Source organism: Enterobacter sp. FUJ80071, assembly GCF_038739915.1.
Taxonomy (GTDB): domain Bacteria; phylum Pseudomonadota; class Gammaproteobacteria; order Enterobacterales; family Enterobacteriaceae; genus Enterobacter; species Enterobacter kobei.
The window spans coordinates 852,931-873,782 of the sequence record NZ_JBBXKH010000001.1 but is presented as its reverse complement, the minus strand read 5'-3'; the positions used below and the strand labels follow the sequence as shown (position 1 = coordinate 873,782).

Annotated in this window: 17 protein-coding genes; 4 read left to right on the top strand and 13 right to left on the bottom strand. The window is 53.7% G+C overall.

Annotated features, from left to right (window positions below):
- Positions 1 to 72 precede the first annotated feature (72 nt).
- From bamA to rpsB, 9 genes are all read right to left on the bottom strand, one after another.
- The gene (bamA, locus tag AAER43_RS04075) at positions 73 to 2,505 is read right to left on the bottom strand and encodes an outer membrane protein assembly factor BamA (RefSeq protein WP_047026694.1); all 2,433 of its coding nucleotides are present in this window, start codon (positions 2,503 to 2,505) and stop codon (positions 73 to 75) included.
- 31 nt (positions 2,506 to 2,536) lie between these two features.
- Complete coding sequence (rseP, locus tag AAER43_RS04070; protein ID WP_014882633.1) at positions 2,537 to 3,889, bottom strand: sigma E protease regulator RseP; 1,353 nt, start codon at positions 3,887 to 3,889, stop codon at positions 2,537 to 2,539.
- 11 nt (positions 3,890 to 3,900) lie between these two features.
- Entirely contained in the window at positions 3,901 to 4,758 is an 858-nt protein-coding gene (gene cdsA, locus AAER43_RS04065; RefSeq protein ID WP_057057753.1) for a phosphatidate cytidylyltransferase, read from the bottom strand.
- Positions 4,759 to 4,770: 12 nt separating this feature from the next.
- Positions 4,771 to 5,529: a (2E,6E)-farnesyl-diphosphate-specific ditrans,polycis-undecaprenyl-diphosphate synthase gene (gene ispU / locus AAER43_RS04060; RefSeq protein WP_014882631.1), complete on the bottom strand. Its 759-nt coding sequence runs from the start codon at positions 5,527 to 5,529 to the stop codon at positions 4,771 to 4,773.
- Between the two features lie 186 nt (positions 5,530 to 5,715).
- The gene (gene ispC / locus AAER43_RS04055) at positions 5,716 to 6,915 is read right to left on the bottom strand and encodes a 1-deoxy-D-xylulose-5-phosphate reductoisomerase (protein ID WP_050861692.1); all 1,200 of its coding nucleotides are present in this window, start codon (positions 6,913 to 6,915) and stop codon (positions 5,716 to 5,718) included.
- A 95-nt stretch (positions 6,916 to 7,010) separates the two neighbouring features.
- On the bottom strand, positions 7,011 to 7,568 hold the full coding sequence (gene frr, locus AAER43_RS04050) for a ribosome recycling factor (RefSeq protein ID WP_014882629.1): 558 nt from the start codon (positions 7,566 to 7,568) through the stop codon (positions 7,011 to 7,013).
- A 167-nt stretch (positions 7,569 to 7,735) separates the two neighbouring features.
- Entirely contained in the window at positions 7,736 to 8,461 is a 726-nt protein-coding gene (gene pyrH / locus AAER43_RS04045; RefSeq protein ID WP_023332129.1) for a UMP kinase, read from the bottom strand.
- Positions 8,462 to 8,611: 150 nt separating this feature from the next.
- Positions 8,612 to 9,463, bottom strand: coding sequence for a translation elongation factor Ts (gene tsf / locus AAER43_RS04040; protein ID WP_014882627.1), 852 nt, complete (start codon positions 9,461 to 9,463; stop codon positions 8,612 to 8,614).
- A 117-nt stretch (positions 9,464 to 9,580) separates the two neighbouring features.
- Positions 9,581 to 10,306, bottom strand: coding sequence for a 30S ribosomal protein S2 (gene rpsB / locus AAER43_RS04035; protein WP_003856207.1), 726 nt, complete (start codon positions 10,304 to 10,306; stop codon positions 9,581 to 9,583).
- A 321-nt stretch (positions 10,307 to 10,627) separates the two neighbouring features.
- Here rpsB and map point away from each other — a divergent pair, with 321 nt between their 5' ends.
- The 3 genes from map to dapD all read left to right on the top strand — a co-directional run bounded on the left by map (position 10,628) and on the right by dapD (position 15,017).
- Positions 10,628 to 11,422: a type I methionyl aminopeptidase gene (gene map, locus AAER43_RS04030; RefSeq protein WP_014882626.1), complete on the top strand. Its 795-nt coding sequence runs from the start codon at positions 10,628 to 10,630 to the stop codon at positions 11,420 to 11,422.
- Positions 11,423 to 11,484: 62 nt separating this feature from the next.
- A complete protein-coding gene (glnD, locus tag AAER43_RS04025; RefSeq protein ID WP_050861705.1) occupies positions 11,485 to 14,160 on the top strand; it encodes a bifunctional uridylyltransferase/uridylyl-removing protein GlnD in 2,676 nt (891 codons plus the stop codon).
- Between the two features lie 32 nt (positions 14,161 to 14,192).
- Positions 14,193 to 15,017 carry a 2,3,4,5-tetrahydropyridine-2,6-dicarboxylate N-succinyltransferase gene (dapD, locus tag AAER43_RS04020; RefSeq protein ID WP_008501915.1) on the top strand — a complete coding sequence of 275 codons (825 nt, stop codon included), beginning with the start codon at positions 14,193 to 14,195 and terminating at the stop codon, positions 15,015 to 15,017.
- Here the strand turns inward: dapD and AAER43_RS04015 are convergent.
- Positions 15,014 to 15,646, bottom strand: a complete 633-nt coding sequence (locus AAER43_RS04015; RefSeq protein WP_047026696.1) for a DNA-binding protein — start codon at positions 15,644 to 15,646, stop codon at positions 15,014 to 15,016. The two genes, dapD and AAER43_RS04015, sit on opposite strands and share 4 nt — an antisense overlap.
- A 321-nt stretch (positions 15,647 to 15,967) precedes the next feature.
- Between AAER43_RS04015 and AAER43_RS04010 the strand changes: the two genes are divergently transcribed.
- The gene (locus tag AAER43_RS04010; RefSeq protein WP_014168696.1) at positions 15,968 to 16,354 is read left to right on the top strand and encodes a DUF3461 family protein; all 387 of its coding nucleotides are present in this window, start codon (positions 15,968 to 15,970) and stop codon (positions 16,352 to 16,354) included.
- Between the two features lie 92 nt (positions 16,355 to 16,446).
- Here the strand turns inward: AAER43_RS04010 and cdaR are convergent, their stop codons facing one another.
- The 3 genes from cdaR to dgt all read right to left on the bottom strand — a co-directional run bounded on the left by cdaR (position 16,447) and on the right by dgt (position 20,833).
- Complete coding sequence (gene cdaR / locus AAER43_RS04005; RefSeq protein ID WP_014882623.1) at positions 16,447 to 17,604, bottom strand: DNA-binding transcriptional regulator CdaR; 1,158 nt, start codon at positions 17,602 to 17,604, stop codon at positions 16,447 to 16,449.
- Between the two features lie 146 nt (positions 17,605 to 17,750).
- Positions 17,751 to 19,187 carry a serine endoprotease DegP gene (gene degP / locus AAER43_RS04000; RefSeq protein WP_014882622.1) on the bottom strand — a complete coding sequence of 479 codons (1,437 nt, stop codon included), beginning with the start codon at positions 19,185 to 19,187 and terminating at the stop codon, positions 17,751 to 17,753.
- Between the two features lie 131 nt (positions 19,188 to 19,318).
- Positions 19,319 to 20,833, bottom strand: a complete 1,515-nt coding sequence (dgt, locus tag AAER43_RS03995; RefSeq protein ID WP_050861693.1) for a dGTPase — start codon at positions 20,831 to 20,833, stop codon at positions 19,319 to 19,321.
- Positions 20,834 to 20,852 lie beyond the last annotated feature (19 nt).

Here is a 20,852-nt window from a genome sequence, read left to right as displayed (position 1 = left end):
GGCAAGGCGACCGTTTTACCGATCGCCGGTTGTCAGCGCTACACTGCCAACGCATTCCTTTGCAGCGGATTATTACCAGGTTTTACCAATGTTAAACTGGAATTGCTCCGCCTTGTCTCCATCGTATTTCTTAAACGGCTGGGCGTAAGAGAAGACCAACGGTCCCAGCGGTGACATCCATTGTAATGCGATACCAGCAGACATGCGAATATTGCTCGGATCGCTGTAGTCTGGAATTCCAGCAGCACGCGTTTCAGCCGTATTCTGCCAGTTTGTATCCCATACCGTACCGGCATCCCAGAAGAAGGAAGTACGGACAGAGTTCGCGTATTTATCGCTGATAAATGGCGTTGGGGTAATGAATTCCAGGCTGGCCACGGCCATGGCGTTACCGCCCACCGCATCATCAGAGCTACAGACGTTCGTATTGCCCTGACTGTCCTTCGCCGGTTTATCGCAGTTATCCTTGTCGTTGCCGCCGTAATAAGCCGCTTTCGGACCAATGTTGTTGGACTGGAAGCCACGCACGGTGCTGGAACCACCCGCGTAGAAGTTCTCGTAGAACGGCAACTCTTTACTGCCGATACCATCACCATAGCCCCAACGGGTACGACCCAGAACGACCCACTTGTGGTCATCATCAATTGGGAAGTAGGACGCGGTATCCAGGGTTACCTTATAGAACTCGTTATCAGAGCCCGGAACCGTCACTTTACCGTTCAGGTTGACGCGAGAACCTTCTGTTGGGAAGTAACCACGGTCGAGACGGTTATAGGTCCAGCCGTAGTTGAAGGTGAAGTCATCCGCGGCGAAGCCATTGTTATCACTGGTTTTACTCGCAGACTGGCCAATAGAGTCCAGATAACGCCACATCGCCACCTGAGGTTGCATGTTGGACAGGTCGTTATGCACGTAACCTAAGCCCGCACGCAGGGTGTTGTATTCGTTAACCGGGAAGCCGAGCGTTCCGTCTACACCATAGCTCTTGTTGGTGTAGGAGGAGAGGTCTGCGTCGTCTGCTTTAAAATCGTTATAGAAGATACGACCGCCCAGGCTTACACCGTCAACGGTGAAGTATGGGTTGGTAACAGAGAACTCAGAGTAGGTCTGGTAGTCGTTTTTGGTGCCGTTAATACCGACAGAGTAACCTGTACCCAGCCAGTTATCCTGCTGGACGCCAACCTGGAAGCTCACGCCACTTTCAGTACCGTAGCCCACACCGAAGTTGAAGCTACCGGTGTTACGCTCTTTCACCTTATACACGACATCAACCTGATCCGGGCTGCCGGGTATACGCTGCGTTTCCGTGTCCACGGTTTCGAAATAGCCCAGACGGTTCAGACGCTCTTTACCCTGGTCAACGAGGTCGCTACCCAACCATGCCCCTTCCATCTGACGCATTTCGCGACGCAGAACGGAGTCTTTGGAGGTATCGTTACCGACGAAGCGGATCTTACGTACGTAGAAACGGTTACCCGCATCAACGTTAACATGCAGCTTAACGGTTTTATCCGCGTCGTTGATTTCCGGCTGTGTTTGTACACGCGGGTAAGCGTAACCATAGCGGCCGAGCAGCTTCTTAATGCCGTCTTCCATTTTGGTGACTTTAGAACCGCTGTACAGATCGCCCGGCTGAATTTTAGTCAGCGCTTCAATTTCAGCTGAATGCCCGGCCAGGTTACCACTGACTTCAACACCGGAAAGCTTGTACTGATCGCCTTCAGTGATGTTAATCGTGATGTAGATACCTTTCTTGTCCGGCGTCAGACTGACCTGAGTCGAGTCGATGTTGAAACGGGCGTAACCGCGATCCAGATAATAGCTGCGCAGGGTTTCGAGATCCCCCGCCAGTTTCTGTTTCTGGTATTTACGATCGCCAACCACGTTCCACCACGGCACTTCATCGCGCAGCTGGAAAGTGGAGATCAGTTCGTCGGTGCTAAACGCGTGGTTACCCACGATGTTGATCTGCTGGATCTTCGCGGAAACACCTTCCTGGAAGACCAGCTTCAGGTCAACACGGTTACGTGGGAGCGGCGTAACCACCGCTTTCACGCTGGCACTGTATTTACCGACGCTGTAGTAGAAGTCTTCCAGACCTTTTTCAATGTCTGAAAGGGTTGTGCGGTCCAGAGATTCCCCCACACGAACACCGGATGCTTCAAGGTTTTGCTTGAGCATGTCATCTTTCACCGACTTGTTACCGGAGAAAGTGATACTGGCGATCGTTGGACGTTCTTTTACCTGTACCAGCAGCGTATCACCATCGCGCAGGACGCGGACATCCTCGAAGTTGCCGGTGGCAAACAGAGCACGGATGGTGTTACTGATATCTTCATCATTAACCGTATCGCCGGGGCGCACAGGCATACTGAGGAGGGCCGCACCAACGGCGACACGCTGAAGGCCTTCGAAATGAATGTCTTTCACTACGAACCCGTCAGCACCGTATACGGTGGCGCTGCTAAACAGCAGCGACGCTATGAGCAACTTTTTCATCGCCATCGTTATTATGCGTTCTTCCTAACTAACTCTCTTACAACCGAGAGAAATCATTGAAAAGTGCAAGCCCCATTAACAGCACCAGCAAAATCGAGCCGATGCGGTAACTAAAGTCTTGAACTCGCTCGGATACCGGTCCGCCTTTTAGCTTTTCAATCGCTAAAAACAGCAGATGACCCCCGTCTAACACGGGAAGCGGGAACAGGTTGATTATCCCAAGGTTCACGCTAATGAGCGCGAGGAACATGAGATAGTAAATCACCCCGAATTCCGCTGACATCCCAGCCCCCTGAGCAATCGAGATTGGCCCACTGAGGTTGTTCAGTTTCACATCACCGGTTATCAATTTCCCCAACATGTTGACCGTCAGCTTCATCAGTTGCCATGTTTTATCCGTGGCTTCAAGGATGGCGCTGAACGGCCCATACTGGCGTATTGTCTTGTACTCATCTGGCAGCGGGATCACTTTTGGCACAACGCCTGCGAACCCTTCTGCCTTTTTGCCGACCGACTTCGTATCCGGGATCAGCGTCAGCGAAAGCGGACTGCCTTGCCTTTCAACTTCCAGCGCGAGGGACGTCCCCGGATTATCGCGCACCAGAGTAACAAAGGTCATCCACTCTGTTAATGGTTGACCATCGACTTTAACGATCCTGTCGCCCGCTTGCAAACCCGCTTTGCTCGCCGCCGAATTTGGCTGGACTTCAGCTAATACCGGCTCAATCTGCGCACCGCGGGGACGGATACCCAGCGCTGCGACGGGATCTTCTTTATCGGGCTCGAAGCGCCAGTGGCGTAAATCCAGTACTTTGTCCTGACGCGCGTCTGACCCAAACGGCGATACGCTGAGGGTTGTCTGCGCATCGCCAATTTTGGCTACCAGTTGCAGTCGCACGGCATCCCAATCAGGGGTTTCGATGCCATCAATCGCTTTAAGTTCCATCCCGGACGTAATTTGCGCATTCGCCGCGATAGAGTTGGGCGCAATTTCCCCCACCACCGGACGCACGCCAGGGACGCCGATAATAAACACCAGCCAGTAAGCGAAAATTGCAAAGATGAAGTTGGCTACCGGTCCGGCAGCGATGATGGCAGCGCGTTGTCCAACGGTTTTGTTGTTAAACGCACTGTGTCGCAGCTCGGGTGCGACAGGCTCGACGCGTTCGTCGAGCATTTTGACGTAGCCGCCAAGCGGGATAAGTGCAATGACAAATTCCGTGCCGTGACGGTCGGTGCGCGTCCAGAGTGATTTGCCAAAACCAATGGAGAATCGCTCTACCCGCACACCACAACGGCGAGCAACCCAGAAATGGCCAAATTCATGCACGGTAATCAGCACACCCAGTGCAACAATGAACGCCGCCAGATTCCAGAGAATGCTCAGCATAAAACCTTCCGTTAAATCGTCCCGAATACCAGTAAAAGCAGGCAAGCAAACACTGGAACAGCCGCTGTCAGGCTGTCAATGCGATCCAGTATACCGCCATGCCCTGGAATCAGATGTCCGCTGTCCTTAATCCCTGCTTCACGCTTAAACATACTTTCGGTTAAATCACCGAGCACTGAGGCAAGCGCTGCAAAAATAGAGCATACCAGCAGTATTGACGGAGCCACTGCCAGATCCGCCCAGACGCCATAGCCCCAGGAGATAACTGCAGCCGTAAACAAGCCGCCGATGAATCCTTGCCAGGTTTTCCCTGGAGACACCTTCGGCGCCAGTTTATGTTTGCCGAACAGTTTACCAAACATATAGGCCCCGGAGTCAGCCCCCCAGACGAGAATCATCACATAAAGCAGCCAGATCGCACCGCTATAGTGGTTTTCGTCATAGTGCCAGGCGCGTAGCGCGACCATCCCCCAGAAAAAAGGCACAATGGTGAGCAGACCAAAAATGAGTCGCAACACTTTTGAATTACGCCATAACGCCGCAGAGCCTGGATAAAAAAGAACCAGCAGCAATGCAGCCACCCACCAGGCCAGCGATATCCACAAGGAACCGGCAACCAGCGGCTGATGAATATCGTGGTGATATTCAGACAACGTAAACAGCATTATGGCCAGAATAAAGCCACAGAGTACCGCAAGCCATACTCGCTGATTGCGCGAGGTAAAGCCGCTAAACTGTCCCCATTCCCACGCCGCGAGCATGCAGACCACCAGCGTGACAATAGCGAATCCCACCGGGGGCAGTAAAAACAGCGCCGCAATGACAATGGGTATTAATACAAAAGCGGAAATCAGGCGATACTTCAGCAAAAGCTACCCCCATCAGGCATTGTCGCCACCTGGCTCGGTGCCGCCGAAACGACGCTCTCGATTGGCAAAGGCATGCAGCGCACCTTCAAAGTCTTGTTCATCAAAATCGGGCCAAAGAACATCTGTAAAGTAAAGTTCGGCATAGGCAATTTGCCATATCAAAAAGTTACTTATGCGATGTTCCCCCCCTGTCCTAATTACCAAATCCACAGGTGCCAGCTCATTCATGCAGATTTGCTTGCTCAGCGCCTCTTCATCAATCTGGTCGGGTCTCAACAGCCCTTCCTGAACCTGTTCGGCCAGATGCCGAACGCCCTGGATAATATCCCAGCGTCCGCCGTAATTCGCCGCGATATTGAGCGTCAGACCGGTATTATTTTCAGTCAGCGCTTCTGCTTTACGAATCCGTTCCTGCAAACGTGAGTTAAAACGACTGGTATCGCCAATGATACGCAGGCGGACGTTGTGGCGGTGCAGGCTTTTTACTTCGCTGTCGAGCGCCCACACAAACAGTTCCATCAACGCAGTCACTTCCTGCGGCGGTCGATTCCAGTTTTCACTGCTAAAAGCATAGAGCGTTAACGCATCAATGCCGTTATTCGCGGCAAAAGAAACGGCGCGGCGAACGGATTTCGCCCCTGCTTTATGCCCAAAGGCTCGTATCTTCCCTTGTCTTTTCGCCCAGCGGCCATTGCCATCCATAATGATTGCTACATGACGGCAGCCATGAGCTGGCAAGTTTTCGCTTATTGGTTGATTCGCAGACAACATAACGCGTTTTTTGTCCCTGAAAAGGATTTAACGGTACTCAGGAATACTTAAGCCTGTACATAAAAAAGCCGTGTCAAACCACGGCTTACCTGACCACATAAAGTCAAATTCCTGCGATCAGGTGGCGCAGACTATATCACTGAAGCCCAAAGCTAACAAATAGCACGACGACTAGTGCTTGCTTTATCACCAGCTTGCGAGGCGGCTCACCTGTTTACGCGCAATATCACGTGCAGCAGCATCGACCGCCAGCACCTCTTCCACACTTTGAGGCTCACGCAAATCCATTATTTCCAGTACCGATAAATTCAACGTTGCGATATCGGTAAAGCGGATTTGCTGATGCAGAAATGCGTCAACGGTAATTTCGTTGGCTGCATTCAGTGCCGTCGTCGCCGCCTGTCCCTGGTCGAAGGCGTTCATCGCAAGCTTCAGACAAGGATAGCGATCGTAATCGGGCTCACTGAACGTCAGGGAACTTAGCTTACAAAAATCAAGCGGCTTCACGCCCGATTTCACCCGGTTTGGCCACGCCATTGTATGGGCGATGGGCGTACGCATATCCGGCTCGCCCAGCTGTGCCAGCACGCTGCCATCCTGATAGCGCACCATCGAGTGAATGACCGATTGCGGGTGAATCAGAACTTCCATCTGTTTCGCTGACGCATTAAACAGCCAGCGAGCTTCAATGTATTCCAGACCTTTATTCATCATGGTGGCGGAGTCAACGGAGATTTTACGTCCCATTGACCAGTTCGGATGACGACACGCCTGATCCGGCGTCATTGCGCTCAGTTCAGACAGTGGCGTTTCACGGAACGGGCCACCAGACCCGGTAAGCAGAATCGACACGACGCCATTCTGCTCCAGGTCAGCGTACCCCAGGTTCTGTTGAAAAGGTTGCGGTAAACTCTGAAAAATGGCGTTGTGCTCGCTGTCGACCGGCAAAAGACGCGCCCCGCGCTGCTTCACCGCGTCCATAAACAGGCATCCGCAGGTCACCAGCGACTCTTTGTTGGCCAGCAGAACATCTTTACCTGCATCTATTGCCGCAAGCGTCGGCAGCAACCCGGCCGCACCGACAATGGCCGCCATGACCTGGTCAACCTCATCCAGCGCCGCCATGTCGCAGGCCGCCTGCGACCCACTCAGCACCTCGGTTCGACTGCCCTTCTCAAGCAGCAGAGTTTTCAGCTGACGCGCGCTCTCATCGTCATCCATAACCGCATAACGTGGCATAAACTCCAGGCACTGCTCGACCATGCGCTGCACGTTCTTACCGGCGACCAGCGCGGTCACGGTATAATGTTCAGGATTGTGGCGGACGACGTCGAGAGTACTGCAACCGATAGAGCCGGTTGAGCCAAGGAGAGTTAAATGCTTCATGGGATGCCCGAAAAAAGTTAGACCAGATAAAAGCAAAACGCCGCCAGCAAGACCCGAAGTCCCTCTGAACGGCGTTTATCAGTGTACGACAGAAATCAGAACTGCATCAGTTCCGCTTCTTTATCTGCCAGCGCCGCATCAATTTTCTTGATCGCTGCGTCGGTCATTTTCTGAATGTCGTCCTGAGAACGACGATCGTCATCTTCACTGATCTCTTTTTCTTTCAGCAGCGCTTTCACTTTATCGTTCGCGTCGCGGCGAACGTTACGCACGGATACGCGACCCTGCTCAGCTTCGCCACGCACCACTTTGATCAGATCTTTACGACGCTCTTCCGTCAGTGGAGGCAGTGGAACGCGGATATCAGAACCGGCAGAGCTTGGGTTCAGACCGAGGTCAGAGGCCATGATCGCTTTCTCAACCGCCGGGCTCATAGAGCGATCGAACACGTTGATTTTCAGCGTACGGGTATCTTCTACCGTCACGCTCGCCAGCTGACGCAGAGGGGTTGGCGTACCGTAGTATTCCACGATGATGCCATCCAGCAGGCTTGGGGAAGCACGGCCAGTACGGATTTTGCTGATTTGGGTTTTGAACGCTTCTACGCATTTTTCCATGCGTACTTCAGCATCTTTTCTGATGTCGTTAATCACGTTACGAATCCTTGAAAACTTGTCTCAGGCAGACTATCCGCCAGCACAGCGCTACAGGTGTGCTAAGTATAGTCGCGTTTAATTCATGACAACGCCAATGGCGCGCCCGGGTAAGATACCACTACAAAATAAAGCGGAATCTTACCTGTATTTATCGCCGACGGAAATTATTCCGTGATCAAAGTGCCTTCTTTTTCGCCCATGACCACGCGACGCAGTGCGCCTGGCTTATTCATGTTGAAGACACGGATCGGCAGTTTGTGGTCGCGAGCCAGCGTGAAGGCGGCAAGATCCATCACTTTCAGCTCTTTTTCCAGCACTTCGCCGTAGCTCAGCTGATCGTACATGGTGGCGGAAGGATCTTTTGCCGGGTCGGCAGTAAACACGCCGTCTACTTTGGTCGCTTTCAGTACCACATCGGCTTCGATCTCAATACCGCGCAGGCAGGCAGCGGAATCGGTCGTAAAGAACGGGTTACCCGTACCGGCGGAGAGAATCACCACGCGGTTGTTGCGCAGCAGGCTGATCGCCTCTGCCCAGCTGTAATTATCGCATACGCCATTCAGTGGAATCGCGGACATCAGGCGGGCATTCACATAGGCGCGGTGGAGCGCATCACGCATCGCCAGGCCATTCATGACGGTTGCCAGCATACCCATGTGGTCGCCCACAACGCGGTTCATCCCCGCTTTCGCCAGACCAGCACCACGGAAAAGGTTGCCACCGCCAATGACCACGCCAACCTGGATACCCAGTTCGACCAGTTCTTTGATTTCCTGTGCCATGCGATCAAGGATGCTTGCGTCAATACCGAAGCCTTCCGATCCCTGCAGCGCTTCGCCACTCAGCTTAAGCAGAATGCGTTTGTACACGGGTTTTGCATTGGTAGCCATGTTTCTTTCCTGAGACTGTCAACGATTAAGATGGGAGTTAATTCTGGCGACATGATATGCCGCAAATCAGCACAGCGATACTGGAGCCTGTCTGATTTCATATGACGGGTGACAAAAAGAAGCCGCCCTCAGGCGGCTCCTTTTCAATCATTAAGACTGCTTGGACATTGCAGCAACTTCTGCTGCGAAGTCAGTCTCAACTTTCTCGATGCCTTCGCCCACTTCGAAGCGGATGAAGCCAGTTACGTCAGCGTTGTGCTCTTTCAGCAGCTGAGCAACAGACTTGCTTGGATCCATAACGAAAGGCTGGCCAGTCAGAGAAACTTCGCCGGTGAATTTCTTCATACGGCCTTCAACCATTTTCTCTGCGATTTCTTTTGGCTTACCAGACTGCATCGCGATGTCCAGCTGAACCTGGTACTCTTTTTCTACCACTTCAGCAGACACGTCTTCTGGCTTAACGAATTCTGGTTTGCTTGCAGCGATGTGCATAGCCAGCTGTTTAACCAGCTCTTCGTCAGCGCCTTTAGCCGCAACCAGAACACCGATACGTGCACCGTGCTGGTAAGAGCCCAGAACGTCGCCTTCCAGAGAAGAAACGCGACGGATGTTGATGTTCTCACCGATTTTAGCAACCAGCGCAACACGTTCTTCTTCGAACTGTGCTTTCAGAACTTCAACGTCAGTGATTTTGCCAGCAACCGCTGCGTCCAGAACTTTGTTCGCAAATGCCTGGAAACCGCCATCTTTAGCAACGAAGTCAGTCTGGCAGTTAACTTCCAGAATGATGCCGTAGTTGCCGTCGATTTTGGTGATGATCACGCCGTCAGCAGCAACGTTGCCTGCTTTTTTAGCTGCTTTGATCGCACCGGATTTACGCATGTTTTCGATTGCCAGCTCGATGTCGCCGTTCGCTTCAGTCAGCGCTTTTTTGCAATCCATCATGCCTGCGCCAGTACGCTCGCGCAGCTCTTTTACCAGGGATGCGGTAATTTCAGCCATTCTTAAATCCTCGGGAGATGTGAACTGCCCGGCCGGGGGCCAAACAGTGTAAATTGAAAAAAGGGGCCGGTAATGGGCCCCTATTCATACACGGTACTAATAAGGGGTAAAACCTTATTATTCAGCTTCTACGAAGCTTTCTTCCGCCTGAGAAGCCAGATCCTGGGAACGGCCTTCACGAACGGTAGCAGCTACAGCGCTCAGGTACAGGCTAACAGCACGGATTGCGTCGTCGTTACCCGGGATAACGAAGTCAACACCGTCCGGATCGGAGTTGGTATCAACGATAGCGAATACCGGGATACCCAGGTTGTTAGCTTCTTTGATAGCGATGTGCTCGTGGTCTGCATCGATTACGAACAGCGCGTCTGGCAGGCCGCCCATATCTTTGATACCGCCCAGGCTGTTTTCCAGCTTGTCCAGTTCACGAGTGCGCATCAGCGCTTCTTTCTTAGTCAGCTTGTCGAAAGTACCGTCCTGAGACTGGGTTTCCAGATCTTTCAGGCGCTTGATGGACTGACGAACAGTTTTCCAGTTGGTCAGCATGCCGCCCAACCAGCGATGGTTCACGAAGAACTGGTCGCAGCTGTTAGCAGCATCTTTCACAGCTTCGCTTGCAGCGCGCTTAGTACCAACGAACAGAATCTTACCTTTACGGGAAGAGATCTTGTTCAGCTCAGCCAGGGCTTCGTTGAACATTGGTACAGTTTTCTCAAGGTTGATGATGTGAACTTTGTTACGCGCGCCGAAGATGAAAGGCTTCATTTTCGGGTTCCAGTAACGGGTCTGGTGACCAAAGTGAACACCAGCCTTGAGCATGTCGCGCATGGAAACAGTTGCCATGTTTAAAACCTCTATATTGAAAGTTGGGGTTATGCCTCCACGTATCCCATATTACCGACCCCGAAGGGCACCCCGGAATATGTGCCGATACGTGTGTGTTGTTACACAAAGTGAGATTTGTCGCTCCCGTCCAGCCTGTGTATCTGAGATGGATCGGAAGTCCGGCGCGCTTTATACCACAAAACACGACCAGAAACCAACAGTTGTTGGCGGAGTGTGCTGTTAATGATTCTCAATTTGGCACGGAGCGTGCCTGACTGATACCATTGACGACACTTAGACTAGTATTGTCGAAAAAATCGACACCGATGGACAGATTACATGGCTATCTCTATTAAGACACCTGAAGAAATTGAAAAGATGCGCGTCGCCGGTCGTCTGGCCGCGGAAGTGCTGGAAATGATCGAACCGTTCGTGAAGCCGGGCGTCAGCACCGGTGAACTGGACCGCATCTGTAACGACTATATCGTGAACGAGCAGCACGCGGTTTCCGCCTGCCTCGGCTACCACGGTTTCCCGAAATCCGTCTGCATTTCTATTAATGAAGTGGTTTGTCACGGTATCCCGGACGACGAAAAACTGCTGAAAGATGGCGACATCGTCAACATCGACGTGACCGTCATTAAAGACGAGTACCACGGTGACACCTCTAAGATGTTCATTGTCGGCAAGCCAACGATTCTGGGCGAGCGTCTGTGCAAAGTGACACAAGAGAGCCTGTACCTGGCGCTGAAAATGGTTAAGCCGGGTATTCGCCTGCGTACCATTGGTGCTGCCATCCAGAAGTTTGTAGAAGCGGAAGGGTTCTCCGTCGTGCGCGAATACTGCGGTCACGGTATTGGCCGCGTTTTCCATGAAGAACCCCAGGTTCTGCACTATGATGCCGATGACGGCGGCGTGGTGCTGCAAAAGGGCATGACCTTCACCATCGAGCCGATGGTCAACGCCGGTGACTACCGCATCCGCACCATGAAAGATGGCTGGACGGTGAAAACCAAAGACAGAAGCTTGTCTGCTCAGTACGAGCATACTATTGTGGTAACAGACAACGGCTGCGAAATTATGACGTTGCGCAAGGATGACACCATCCCGGCGATACTGACGAACATTGAGTGATAAGAAGCCGGCAAATGCCGGCTTTTTTAATGGCGATAGCTTTTTCTTATGGGTGGCGCACGATGAGTAATCTCTTACCCGAACAGTATGCTAACACAGCACTTCCCACCCTTCCCGACCAGCCCGATAACCCGGGCGTCTGGCCGTCGCACGAGCTGACCTGCCCGCATATCAAAGCCCATATGGATGTTTTCCATCGCTGGCTGGGCAGCGCGTTCGACGCAGGGGTCTCAGCCGAGCAACTTATTGAAGCGCGCACCGAATTTATCGACCAGCTCCTGCAGCGTCTGTGGATCGACTACGGTTTCGGGCAGGTGAGCGACATCGCGCTGGTTGCCGTCGGGGGCTATGGCCGCGGTGAACTTCATCCACTTTCCGATATCGATCTCCTGATCTTAAGCCGTAAAAAGCTACCGGACGAACAGGCGCAGAAGATTGGCGAGCTGCTGACCCTGCTCTGGGACGTGAAGCTGGAAGTGGGACACAGCGTGAGAACCCTGGAAGAGTGCCTGCTGGAGGGCTTATCTGACCTGACCGTCGCCACCAACCTGATTGAAACCCGTCTGCTGATCGGTGACGTGGCGCTGTTCCTGGAGCTGCAAAAGCACATCTTCAGCGACGGCTTTTGGCCGTCAGAAAAATTCTTCGCCGCGAAGGTCGAGGAGCAAAATCAGCGCCATCAGCGCTACCACGGCACCAGTTACAATCTTGAACCCGATATTAAAAGCAGCCCCGGCGGCCTGCGCGACATCCACACGCTACAGTGGGTGGCCCGCCGCCACTTTGGCGCCACCTCAATGGACGAGATGGTCGGCTTTGGCTTTTTAACCGAGGCCGAACGTAACGAACTGAACGAGTGCCTGCATCTGCTGTGGCGCATCCGTTTTGCCCTGCATCTGGAAGTGACCCGCTACGATAACCGCCTGCTGTTTGACCGCCAGCTCAGCGTGGCGCAGCGATTGAATTATCAGGGCGAAGGTAACGAACCGGTTGAGCAGATGATGAAGGATTTCTTCCGCGTCACCCGCCGGGTGACCGAGCTGAACCAGATGCTGTTGCAGCTGTTCGACGAGGCCATTCTGGCCCTGACGGCGGACGAAAAGCCGCGCCCAATTGATGACGAATTCCAGCTGCGCGGCACGCTTATCGACCTGCGGGACGAAACGCTGTTTATCCGCGAGCCGGAAGCGATCCTGCGAATGTTCTACACCATGGTGCGCAACAGCACGATTACCGGGATCTACTCCACCACCCTGCGCCATCTGCGCCATGCGCGCCGTCATCTGACGCAGCCGCTGTGCTATATCCCGGAAGCGCGCTCGCTGTTTTTGAGTATGCTCCGTCATCCTGGCGCCGTCAGCCGTGGTCTGCTGCCAATGCACCGTCATAGCGTGCTGTGGGCCTATATGCCGCAGTGGTCGCACATCGTCGGACAGATGCAGTTCGATCTCTTTCACGCCTACACGGTGGATGAGCACACGATCCGCGTCATGCTCAAGCTGGAAAGCTTTGCGAAAGAAGAGACGCGATCCCGCCACCCGCTTTGCGTGGAGCTGTGGCCGCGCCTCACCCATCCGGAACTGATCCTGATTGCCGCCCTGTTCCACGACATCGCCAAAGGCCGCGGTGGAGACCACTCGGTGCTGGGTGCGCAGGACGTGCTGAAATTTGCCGAGCTGCATGGGCTCAACTCGCGCGAAACGCAGCTGGTCGCCTGGCTGGTACGCCATCACCTGCTGATGTCAGTCACTGCCCAGCGTCGTGATATTCAGGATCCAGAGGTAATTAAGCAATTCGCCGAAGAGGTCCAGACGGAGAACCGTCTGCGCTATCTGGTGTGCCTGACGGTCGCGGATATTTGTGCCACCAATGAAACCCTGTGGAACAGCTGGAAGCAAAGCCTGCTGCGCGAGCTCTATTTCGCCACCGAAAAACAGCTGCGTCGCGGAATGCAAAACACCCCGGACATGCGCGAGCGCGTGCGCCATCATCAGCTGCAGGCCCTGGCGCTGCTGCGGATGGATAACATTGATGAAGAAGCACTGCATCAGATTTGGGCCCGCTGCCGTGCCAACTATTTTGTCCGCCACAGCCCAAACCAGCTTGCCTGGCACGCGCGACATCTGCTGAAGCACGATCTGTCGCAGCCGATGATCCTGCTTAGCCCACAGGCGACGCGCGGCGGGACGGAGATCTTCATCTGGAGCCCGGATCGGCCTTATCTGTTTGCTGCGGTCTGCGCCGAGCTGGACAGGCGTAACCTGAGCGTTCACGACGCGCAGATTTTTACCACCCGCGACGGCATGGCGATGGATACCTTTATCGTGCTGGAGCCGGACGGCAGTCCGCTCTCGTCGGACAGACATGAAGGGATACGCTTCGGTCTGGAACAGGCGATCACTCAGCGCAGCTGGCAGCCACCGCAGCCGCGTCGCCAGCCGGCGAAATTGCGCCACTTTACCGTCGATACCGAGGTCAATTTCCTGCCGACCCACACCGACCGTAAATCGTTCCTGGAGCTGATCGCGCTCGACCAGCCAGGGCTGCTCGCCCGCGTCGGCCAGGTTTTTGCCGATCTGGGAATTTCGCTTCATGGCGCCCGAATTACAACCATTGGCGAGCGAGTAGAAGATTTATTTATAATCGCCACCGCCGACCGGCGTGCCCTTAATAATGACCTGCAACTTGAAGTGCAACAACGGTTGACAGCAGCCCTCAATCCAAACGATAAAGGGTGACGTGTTTTTTAGTGAAATGGAAAGAGTAAACAATGCAGCAGTTACAGAACGTTATTGAGTCCGCTTTTGAGCGTCGCGCCGAGATTACCCCGGCAAATGTGGATACCGTGACCCGTGAAGCGGTAAACCAGGTGATTTCCCTGCTGGATTCCGGCGCGCTGCGCGTGGCAGAAAAAATCGACGGTCAGTGGGTTACTCATCAATGGCTGAAGAAAGCGGTGCTGCTCTCTTTCCGTATCAACGATAACCAGGTTATCGACGGAGCAGAAAGCCGCTACTTCGATAAAGTCCCAATGAAATTCGCGGATTACGACGAAGCGCGTTTCCAGAAAGAAGGCTTCCGCGTGGTGCCGCCTGCGGCAGTGCGTCAGGGCGCGTTCATCGCACGCAACACCGTGCTGATGCCATCCTACGTGAACATCGGTGCCTACGTTGACGAAGGTACCATGGTGGATACCTGGGCTACCGTCGGTTCTTGTGCCCAAATCGGTAAAAACGTTCACCTGTCCGGCGGCGTGGGCATCGGTGGTGTTCTGGAGCCACTGCAGGCTAACCCAACCATCATCGAAGACAACTGCTTCATCGGCGCGCGTTCAGAAGTGGTTGAAGGTGTGATCGTGGAAGAGGGTTCCGTGATCTCCATGGGCGTTTACATCGGCCAGAGCACCCGTATTTACGATCGCGAAACCGGCGAAGTTCACTACGGCCGCGTTCCGGCGGGTTCCGTGGTCGTTTCCGGTAACCTGCCGTCGAAAGATGGCAAATACAGCCTGTACTGTGCCGTTATCGTGAAGAAAGTGGATGCGAAAACCCGCGGTAAAGTCGGTATCAACGAACTGCTGCGCACCATCGACTAATCGCTGACCCGTTGATACACCGGGACCCGCCTGTGCGTCCCGGTGTAATCATCAAAGACGTCCGTTTCCGCAGTCACGATTGCCATTCCCTTTCTTCTCAACCCTGCAATATCCGCCGCCATACGCTGGCTCCCCAACCAGAAAAGCCCGTCAAGCGCAGTCACAGCCATACCCGATTCCAGCGCCAGCTTCAGTCGCTCACGCGGCGCTTTGACCTCTCTGGCAATCTGCCGGAATGGCTCCGCCGTAAGCCCGGTGGGATCGACCCGTCGAATGCGGGTGGTCATGCGGTATTGAAAAGCGTCGGGGATCGCATCCAGATCGCCCTTCAGGCTGTAAACGCAGCCAAAGCGCTTGCCGTTGAAGATGACGTTCTTCTGGTTTAGCTGAAACTCATCGCGCAGCCCGGCGATTAGCTGCGGGGCGCGGGTCAGTATCAGCCGAAATGGCAGTTCGAAGCTGGTGACATAATCCACGTTGAGCAAGGCAATGCGTAAACGCTCCTCCGCCCCCGCCTGAAGCAGGCGGCATTCGGCGGCGACTTCTGCCCACTGATGCGTGAGTCTTTGGTTCTCCTCTACGGCACCAAAGCTATATTTTTCGATTTGATAATCAATGCGTCCTGACATGTCATTATCCCCGCAGCCTACGCTTTCGTGCGATAACTTTGCCTGAATTCCCCGGCTTTGAATACCGTCTCGCTCGCCTTTTCTCACGACTCTCACGATGCTGCATTAACGTTGAGAGAAATGATTACCTTATTACGTTGATTTCCGCTTGACGTGGTCGTTAAAAACAACAATAAACGAGAGGGAGCAATTTATTTTCCCTGCTCGGTAATGTCAGTGAAATGTAATCAGGATCGACCCCGCTTTTTTTGAACCCGAGGGTGGCAAAAAGGAATTTTTTCATTAATTATTCAAAGGTTATGTTGAGATAAGGGTACCGCTATGTACGATAATCTGAAAAGTCTGGGCATTACCAATCCTGATGAAATTGATCGTTACAGCCTCCGCCAGGAAGCCAACAACGACATCTTAAAAATTTATTTTCACAAGGATAAAGGCGAGTTTTTCGCCAAAAGCGTGAAGTTTAAATATCCACGCCAGCGTAAGACCGTCGTCGCGGACGGCGTAGGCCAGGGGTACAAAGAAGTTCAGGAAATCAGCCCTAACCTGCGCTATGTGATCGATGAACTCGATCAGATTTGTCAGCGCGACCGCACTGAAGTCGATCTCAAACGTAAGATCCTTGACGATCTGCGTCACCTTGAAAGCGTTGTTACCAATAAGATCAGCGAGATTGAAGCGGATCTTGAGAAGTTAACTCGGAAATAAAAGCAAAACGGCAGTCCCTGATTGCCGTTTTTAATGTTTGCGCCCTCTCCCCGTGGGAGAGGGATGGGGTGAGGGCACCAGCCCGCACTCAGTCATCTCTGCTCATCCAGCTGCAACGCCACATACAGCAGCAGCCTGTCGTCAAAATTCCCCAGATCCAGCCCCGTTAGCTCCGAAATCCGGTTAAGCCGGTACTCCAGCGTATTGCGATGAATAAACAACGCCTTCGACGTCGCCAGCGGCTGCACGTTATGGCGGAACCACGCCTGCAGCGTCCGGCGCAGCAGGCCGTTGTTGTCCATCGCTTTCAGGCGCGCTAAGGGCCGCGCCAGCTCGTTGGCCTGCCAGCCGCCACGCAGGCTGTCGAGCAGCACCGGCAGCATCAGGTCCTGATAGAAATAACTGCGGCTCTCCGGCATCCGCTGCTTACCCACCATCATGGTGGTGCGCGCGGTGCGCCAGGAGCGGGCAATACTGCCCGGCCCGGAAAAGTAATTGCCGAGCGCAACGCGAAAACGCAGCTGACCGTTCTCCTGCATCCGGGAAATCAGCAGTTCCACGCGACGACGATGATCTTCGGCATCCCAGCGGCCAAACGGATTGAGCGCGGGTTTGAGCACCACCATTTCCGTCAGCGAGACTATCGCCACCAGGTTATCGCGTTCCGGGGTCGTCAGCGCATTTTGCAGCTGCTGCAGTTCGGCCATCGCGCTGTCTACGCCAAGCTGACCGCTATCGACCTCGATCACCGCCACCACGCGCGGCTGATTGAGGTCGATCCCCAGGCGCTGCGCCCATTCGCTGAGTGCAGGCGTAAGCTCTTCCGCCTGAATAAGGTTCATCACCAGCTCTTCGCGCAGGCGGCTGTCCTGGGCGAGCAGATGCATCAGGCGCGACTGCTCCAGCATCATTTCCGCCGTCATACAGACCAGCTCGCCATATTTACGCAGGGACTCCGGCTCGCCGGTCAGGCCGATAACCCCCACAATCTCGCCTTCAAGGCGCAGCGGTAAATTGATGCCCTGACGCACGCCGTGCAGGTGTTTCGCAACCGCATCGTCGATATCAACCACACGCCCCTGAGAGAGCACCAAAAGCGCGCCTTCGTGCAATTCACCAATACGCTCACGATCGCCACTACCAATAATGCGCCCACGGGCATCCATTACATTGATGTTGGTATCAATGATGCGCATCGTGCGCGCCACAATATCCTGCGCCATTTTGGTATCAAGATGCCAGCCAGCCATGTCACCCTCCTCTGAGCAGAGCTCAAGCATAGGGAAGTTCAGTGACGGCTGCATTGTGCGAATGCACAAAGAGAGCGGAAGAAGTATGGAGTTGTGGGAAAAGTCACAGAAACAAGAAAGCCCCTGCGTACAGGGGCTTAAGAGGATTACTGCATCAGCAGGTAGATAGAGGTATCACCACGCTGAATATTCAACGCCAGCACGGACGGTTTGCTGTCGAGAATTTTGCGCAGTTCAGCGATGTTTTTCACCGGCTGCTGGTTAGCGCCCATGATCACATCCCCTTTTTTCAGGCCGATACGGGCAGCAGGTGAATTCGCCTTCACGTTATTCACTACCACACCTTTGTCTGCGCCCTTATTGCTCATCTCAGCGCCTTCAATACCACTGAAGATGGTGCTGGAATCAACCTGATTCTGGCTGCTCTGCTGCAGCTCCAGGCTCACGTTGACCGGCTTACCGTCACGCAGCAGACCGAGGGTCACTTTGCTGCCAATCGGCATAGAGCCGACTTCCGCACGCAGGGCTGCAAAGCTGCTGATCGGTTTACCGTTCAGGGAGGTGATCACGTCACCCGCTTTAATCCCTGCTTTCGCCGCAGAGGAGTTCGGCATCACCTGGCTGACGAACGCGCCGCGCTGGGCATCCACTTTCATCGCTTTTGCCAGCTCAGAGTTCAGCTCGGTGCCCAAAATACCCAGCTCGCCGCGTTTCACCTGGCCGTACTGCACCATCTGCGCGGTCAGGTTTTTCACCATGTTGCTCGGGATAGCAAAACCGATCCCGATGTTGCCGCCGTCCGGCGCCAGGATCGCGGTGTTAATACCGATCAGCTCGCCGTTCAGGTTCACCAGCGCACCGCCGGAGTTACCGCGGTTGATGGCCGCATCCGTCTGAATAAAGTTTTCATAGTTCTCTGCGTTCAGGCCGCTACGGCCCAGCGCAGAGACGATACCTGAGGTCACGGTTTCGCCCAGACCGAACGGGTTACCGATAGCCACGGTGTAGTCGCCCACGCGCAGCGCATCAGAGTCGGCAATTTTAATCGCCGTCAGGTTTTTCGGATCCTGAATCTGGATCAGCGCAATATCGGAACGCGGGTCTTTGCCGACCACTTTTGCGTCGAACTTACGGCCATCACTCAGCTGAACCTTAATGCTGTTCGCGTTATCAACCACGTGGTTGTTGGTCACGACGTAGCCTTTCGCAGCATCGATAATGACCCCCGAGCCAAGCGCCATGAATTTCTGTTGCTGGCCGCCGCCCTGGCTGTCATCCCCTGCACCACCGCCCTGACAGAACGGGGAACTCTGGAATGGCGAACCGTCCTGGCAGAACGGTGAGTTGTCACCAAAGAACTGCTGGAAGTTACGCGGCATACGCGGCGTATTGACGGTCGTACTCCCCTCAACGTTAATACTCACCACCGATGGCATCACTTTTTCGAGCATCGGTGCCAGGCTTGGCATCTGCTGCGCGGTTGCTGCCGATGACGCGGTCTCGGCTGCGGTAGCAGTCAGAGGAGACAGCGCTAAACCTAAACTCAGAGCCAGTGCACTCATTGCTAATGTGGTTTTTTTCATGTTTCTCAATCTCGATTTACAGGTAACGCAAAATTGCTGTGTAACTCAGATTCATTTTATACCGCTTAGTTCCGGCCATAAGTTTATGGAAAAGGTAAAAATTTATTGGCCGTCTTTACAAAACTCAGCGTTTATTCCACGGCCATTAGCTTGCGGTATTCATCCCAGGCATACAAATCCGTCATGCCGCTGATATAGTCCTGGATAAGACGGCAGCGATAATAATATTCCATTACCGGCCACTGCGTAGCGTGGCGATCCAGCTTACTTATCGCTTCGACATAGGCCAGCCGATGACGGGTTGAAAGTTTTTGATAAAGCCGGGATTCGATAGGAATTCGTCGCACGCGTTCTTTTTCCACCAGCTCACTGAATTCGTCGACCGACAGCTGAAGCAACGGAGAATAAATTTCCAGTAACCCACTGATTACCCGGTAGCCCTGCAGTTCGAGCTGCTCGACATCCGGATGGCTGAACACATGCCGCATCGCCACATGTTTATAGAGCTCAAGGAGTTGACTGAAACTGCTGTCATCTTCCAGCAGCGCGTGATTGAATTCCCCGCTGAAAATCTGCGGCAGATTATCGATAAAGCGCGAGGCTGCGTAGGGCACCAGTTTATTTAATGTATTGACGCGCAAATACATAAAGAACTGGTCTTCCGTGCTGCGGCTTAATGTATTTGAGCGCGACTTTTCCCAGGCATTTTCGACAACCTGAGCAAACAGTGAACCTTTTTCGTGGGTTCCCCAGGCGGCATAAAGGTGCTGGTAAAGCTCCTCGACGCTGAATATTCTTTTCTCAACGGCATCTTCCAGGTCAGCAACGCAATAGGAAATATCATCCGCGGCTTCCATAATCCAGGTTAATGGAAAGCGACCGTTTGGCGTCAATGAAAGTTCTTTACGCAGCCGTTCAATATAGGCCTCTTCGGAAAGGTAGTAGCCCGGTTTCTTCATTAAATAGCTGTGGGATGCAGGCGTCTCTCCCGTCCACCACGCGGGACGCGTATATTTCAGGATACAGCCGACCTGCGCCCAGGTCAGGTTCATGCGCATCAGGGAATGTACCAGTCGGATACCCTGGGCATTGCCCTCGAAGTGACAGAGATCCTGACGCACTTTGCGACGCAGATCGTTAAGCCCTTCTTCACCTTCACGCAGACGTAAATCCCGCACGATGCAGCGGTCATCGCTGAGCGGCTGGCTTGCCGCATCCGACGGATGAAGGCGTTGTTTAAACCAGTCATTAATTGCCGCCTCGCCAAAGTGACCAAAAGGCGGATTGCCGATGTCATGCATCAGGCAGGCCATCTCAACGATGCTCTCGAAGGGCCCCGTCAGCTCGTCCAGACCATAGGTTTCCAGTAAACGTAGCTCTTTGAGACGGCTTAAAATCTCTTTGGCAATATACCGCCCGACCTGCTGCACTTCCATTGAGTGGGTTAAGCGCGTGCGTACAGCGGCATTACGCTCCAGCGGAAACACCTGCGTTTTTTGCTGCAAACGCCGGATGGCGGGCGAGTTAATAATCCTTCCTCGATCGCTTTCGAAGATACGCAGGATCTCATGTTCGCTCTTCTCGCCCTGTGGCGAGCGGAAACGTCGGTGCCAGTTAATTTTGGTACGAAAATCGATTGGTGACATGTGCTCCCCCGCGTGAGAA

What these genes read in the sequence shown, in the direction of transcription:
- rseP (WP_014882633.1), bottom strand. Translation starts at nt 3,889, where the DNA reads ATGCTGAGCATTCTCTGGAATCTGGCGGCGTTCATTGTTGCACTGGGT.
- glnD (WP_050861705.1), top strand. Translation starts at nt 11,485, where the DNA reads ATGAGTAATCTCTTACCCGAACAGTATGCTAACACAGCACTTCCCACC.
- AAER43_RS04010 (WP_014168696.1), top strand. Translation starts at nt 15,968, where the DNA reads ATGTACGATAATCTGAAAAGTCTGGGCATTACCAATCCTGATGAAATT.
- cdaR (WP_014882623.1), bottom strand. Translation starts at nt 17,604, where the DNA reads ATGGCTGGCTGGCATCTTGATACCAAAATGGCGCAGGATATTGTGGCG.
- ispU (WP_014882631.1), bottom strand. Translation starts at nt 5,529, where the DNA reads ATGTTGTCTGCGAATCAACCAATAAGCGAAAACTTGCCAGCTCATGGC.
- rpsB (WP_003856207.1), bottom strand. Translation starts at nt 10,306, where the DNA reads ATGGCAACTGTTTCCATGCGCGACATGCTCAAGGCTGGTGTTCACTTT.
- dapD (WP_008501915.1), top strand. Translation starts at nt 14,193, where the DNA reads ATGCAGCAGTTACAGAACGTTATTGAGTCCGCTTTTGAGCGTCGCGCC.
- degP (WP_014882622.1), bottom strand. Translation starts at nt 19,187, where the DNA reads ATGAAAAAAACCACATTAGCAATGAGTGCACTGGCTCTGAGTTTAGGT.
- tsf (WP_014882627.1), bottom strand. Translation starts at nt 9,463, where the DNA reads ATGGCTGAAATTACCGCATCCCTGGTAAAAGAGCTGCGCGAGCGTACT.
- bamA (WP_047026694.1), bottom strand. Translation starts at nt 2,505, where the DNA reads ATGGCGATGAAAAAGTTGCTCATAGCGTCGCTGCTGTTTAGCAGCGCC.
- dgt (WP_050861693.1), bottom strand. Translation starts at nt 20,833, where the DNA reads ATGTCACCAATCGATTTTCGTACCAAAATTAACTGGCACCGACGTTTC.
- AAER43_RS04015 (WP_047026696.1), bottom strand. Translation starts at nt 15,646, where the DNA reads ATGTCAGGACGCATTGATTATCAAATCGAAAAATATAGCTTTGGTGCC.
- pyrH (WP_023332129.1), bottom strand. Translation starts at nt 8,461, where the DNA reads ATGGCTACCAATGCAAAACCCGTGTACAAACGCATTCTGCTTAAGCTG.
- map (WP_014882626.1), top strand. Translation starts at nt 10,628, where the DNA reads ATGGCTATCTCTATTAAGACACCTGAAGAAATTGAAAAGATGCGCGTC.
- ispC (WP_050861692.1), bottom strand. Translation starts at nt 6,915, where the DNA reads ATGAAGCATTTAACTCTCCTTGGCTCAACCGGCTCTATCGGTTGCAGT.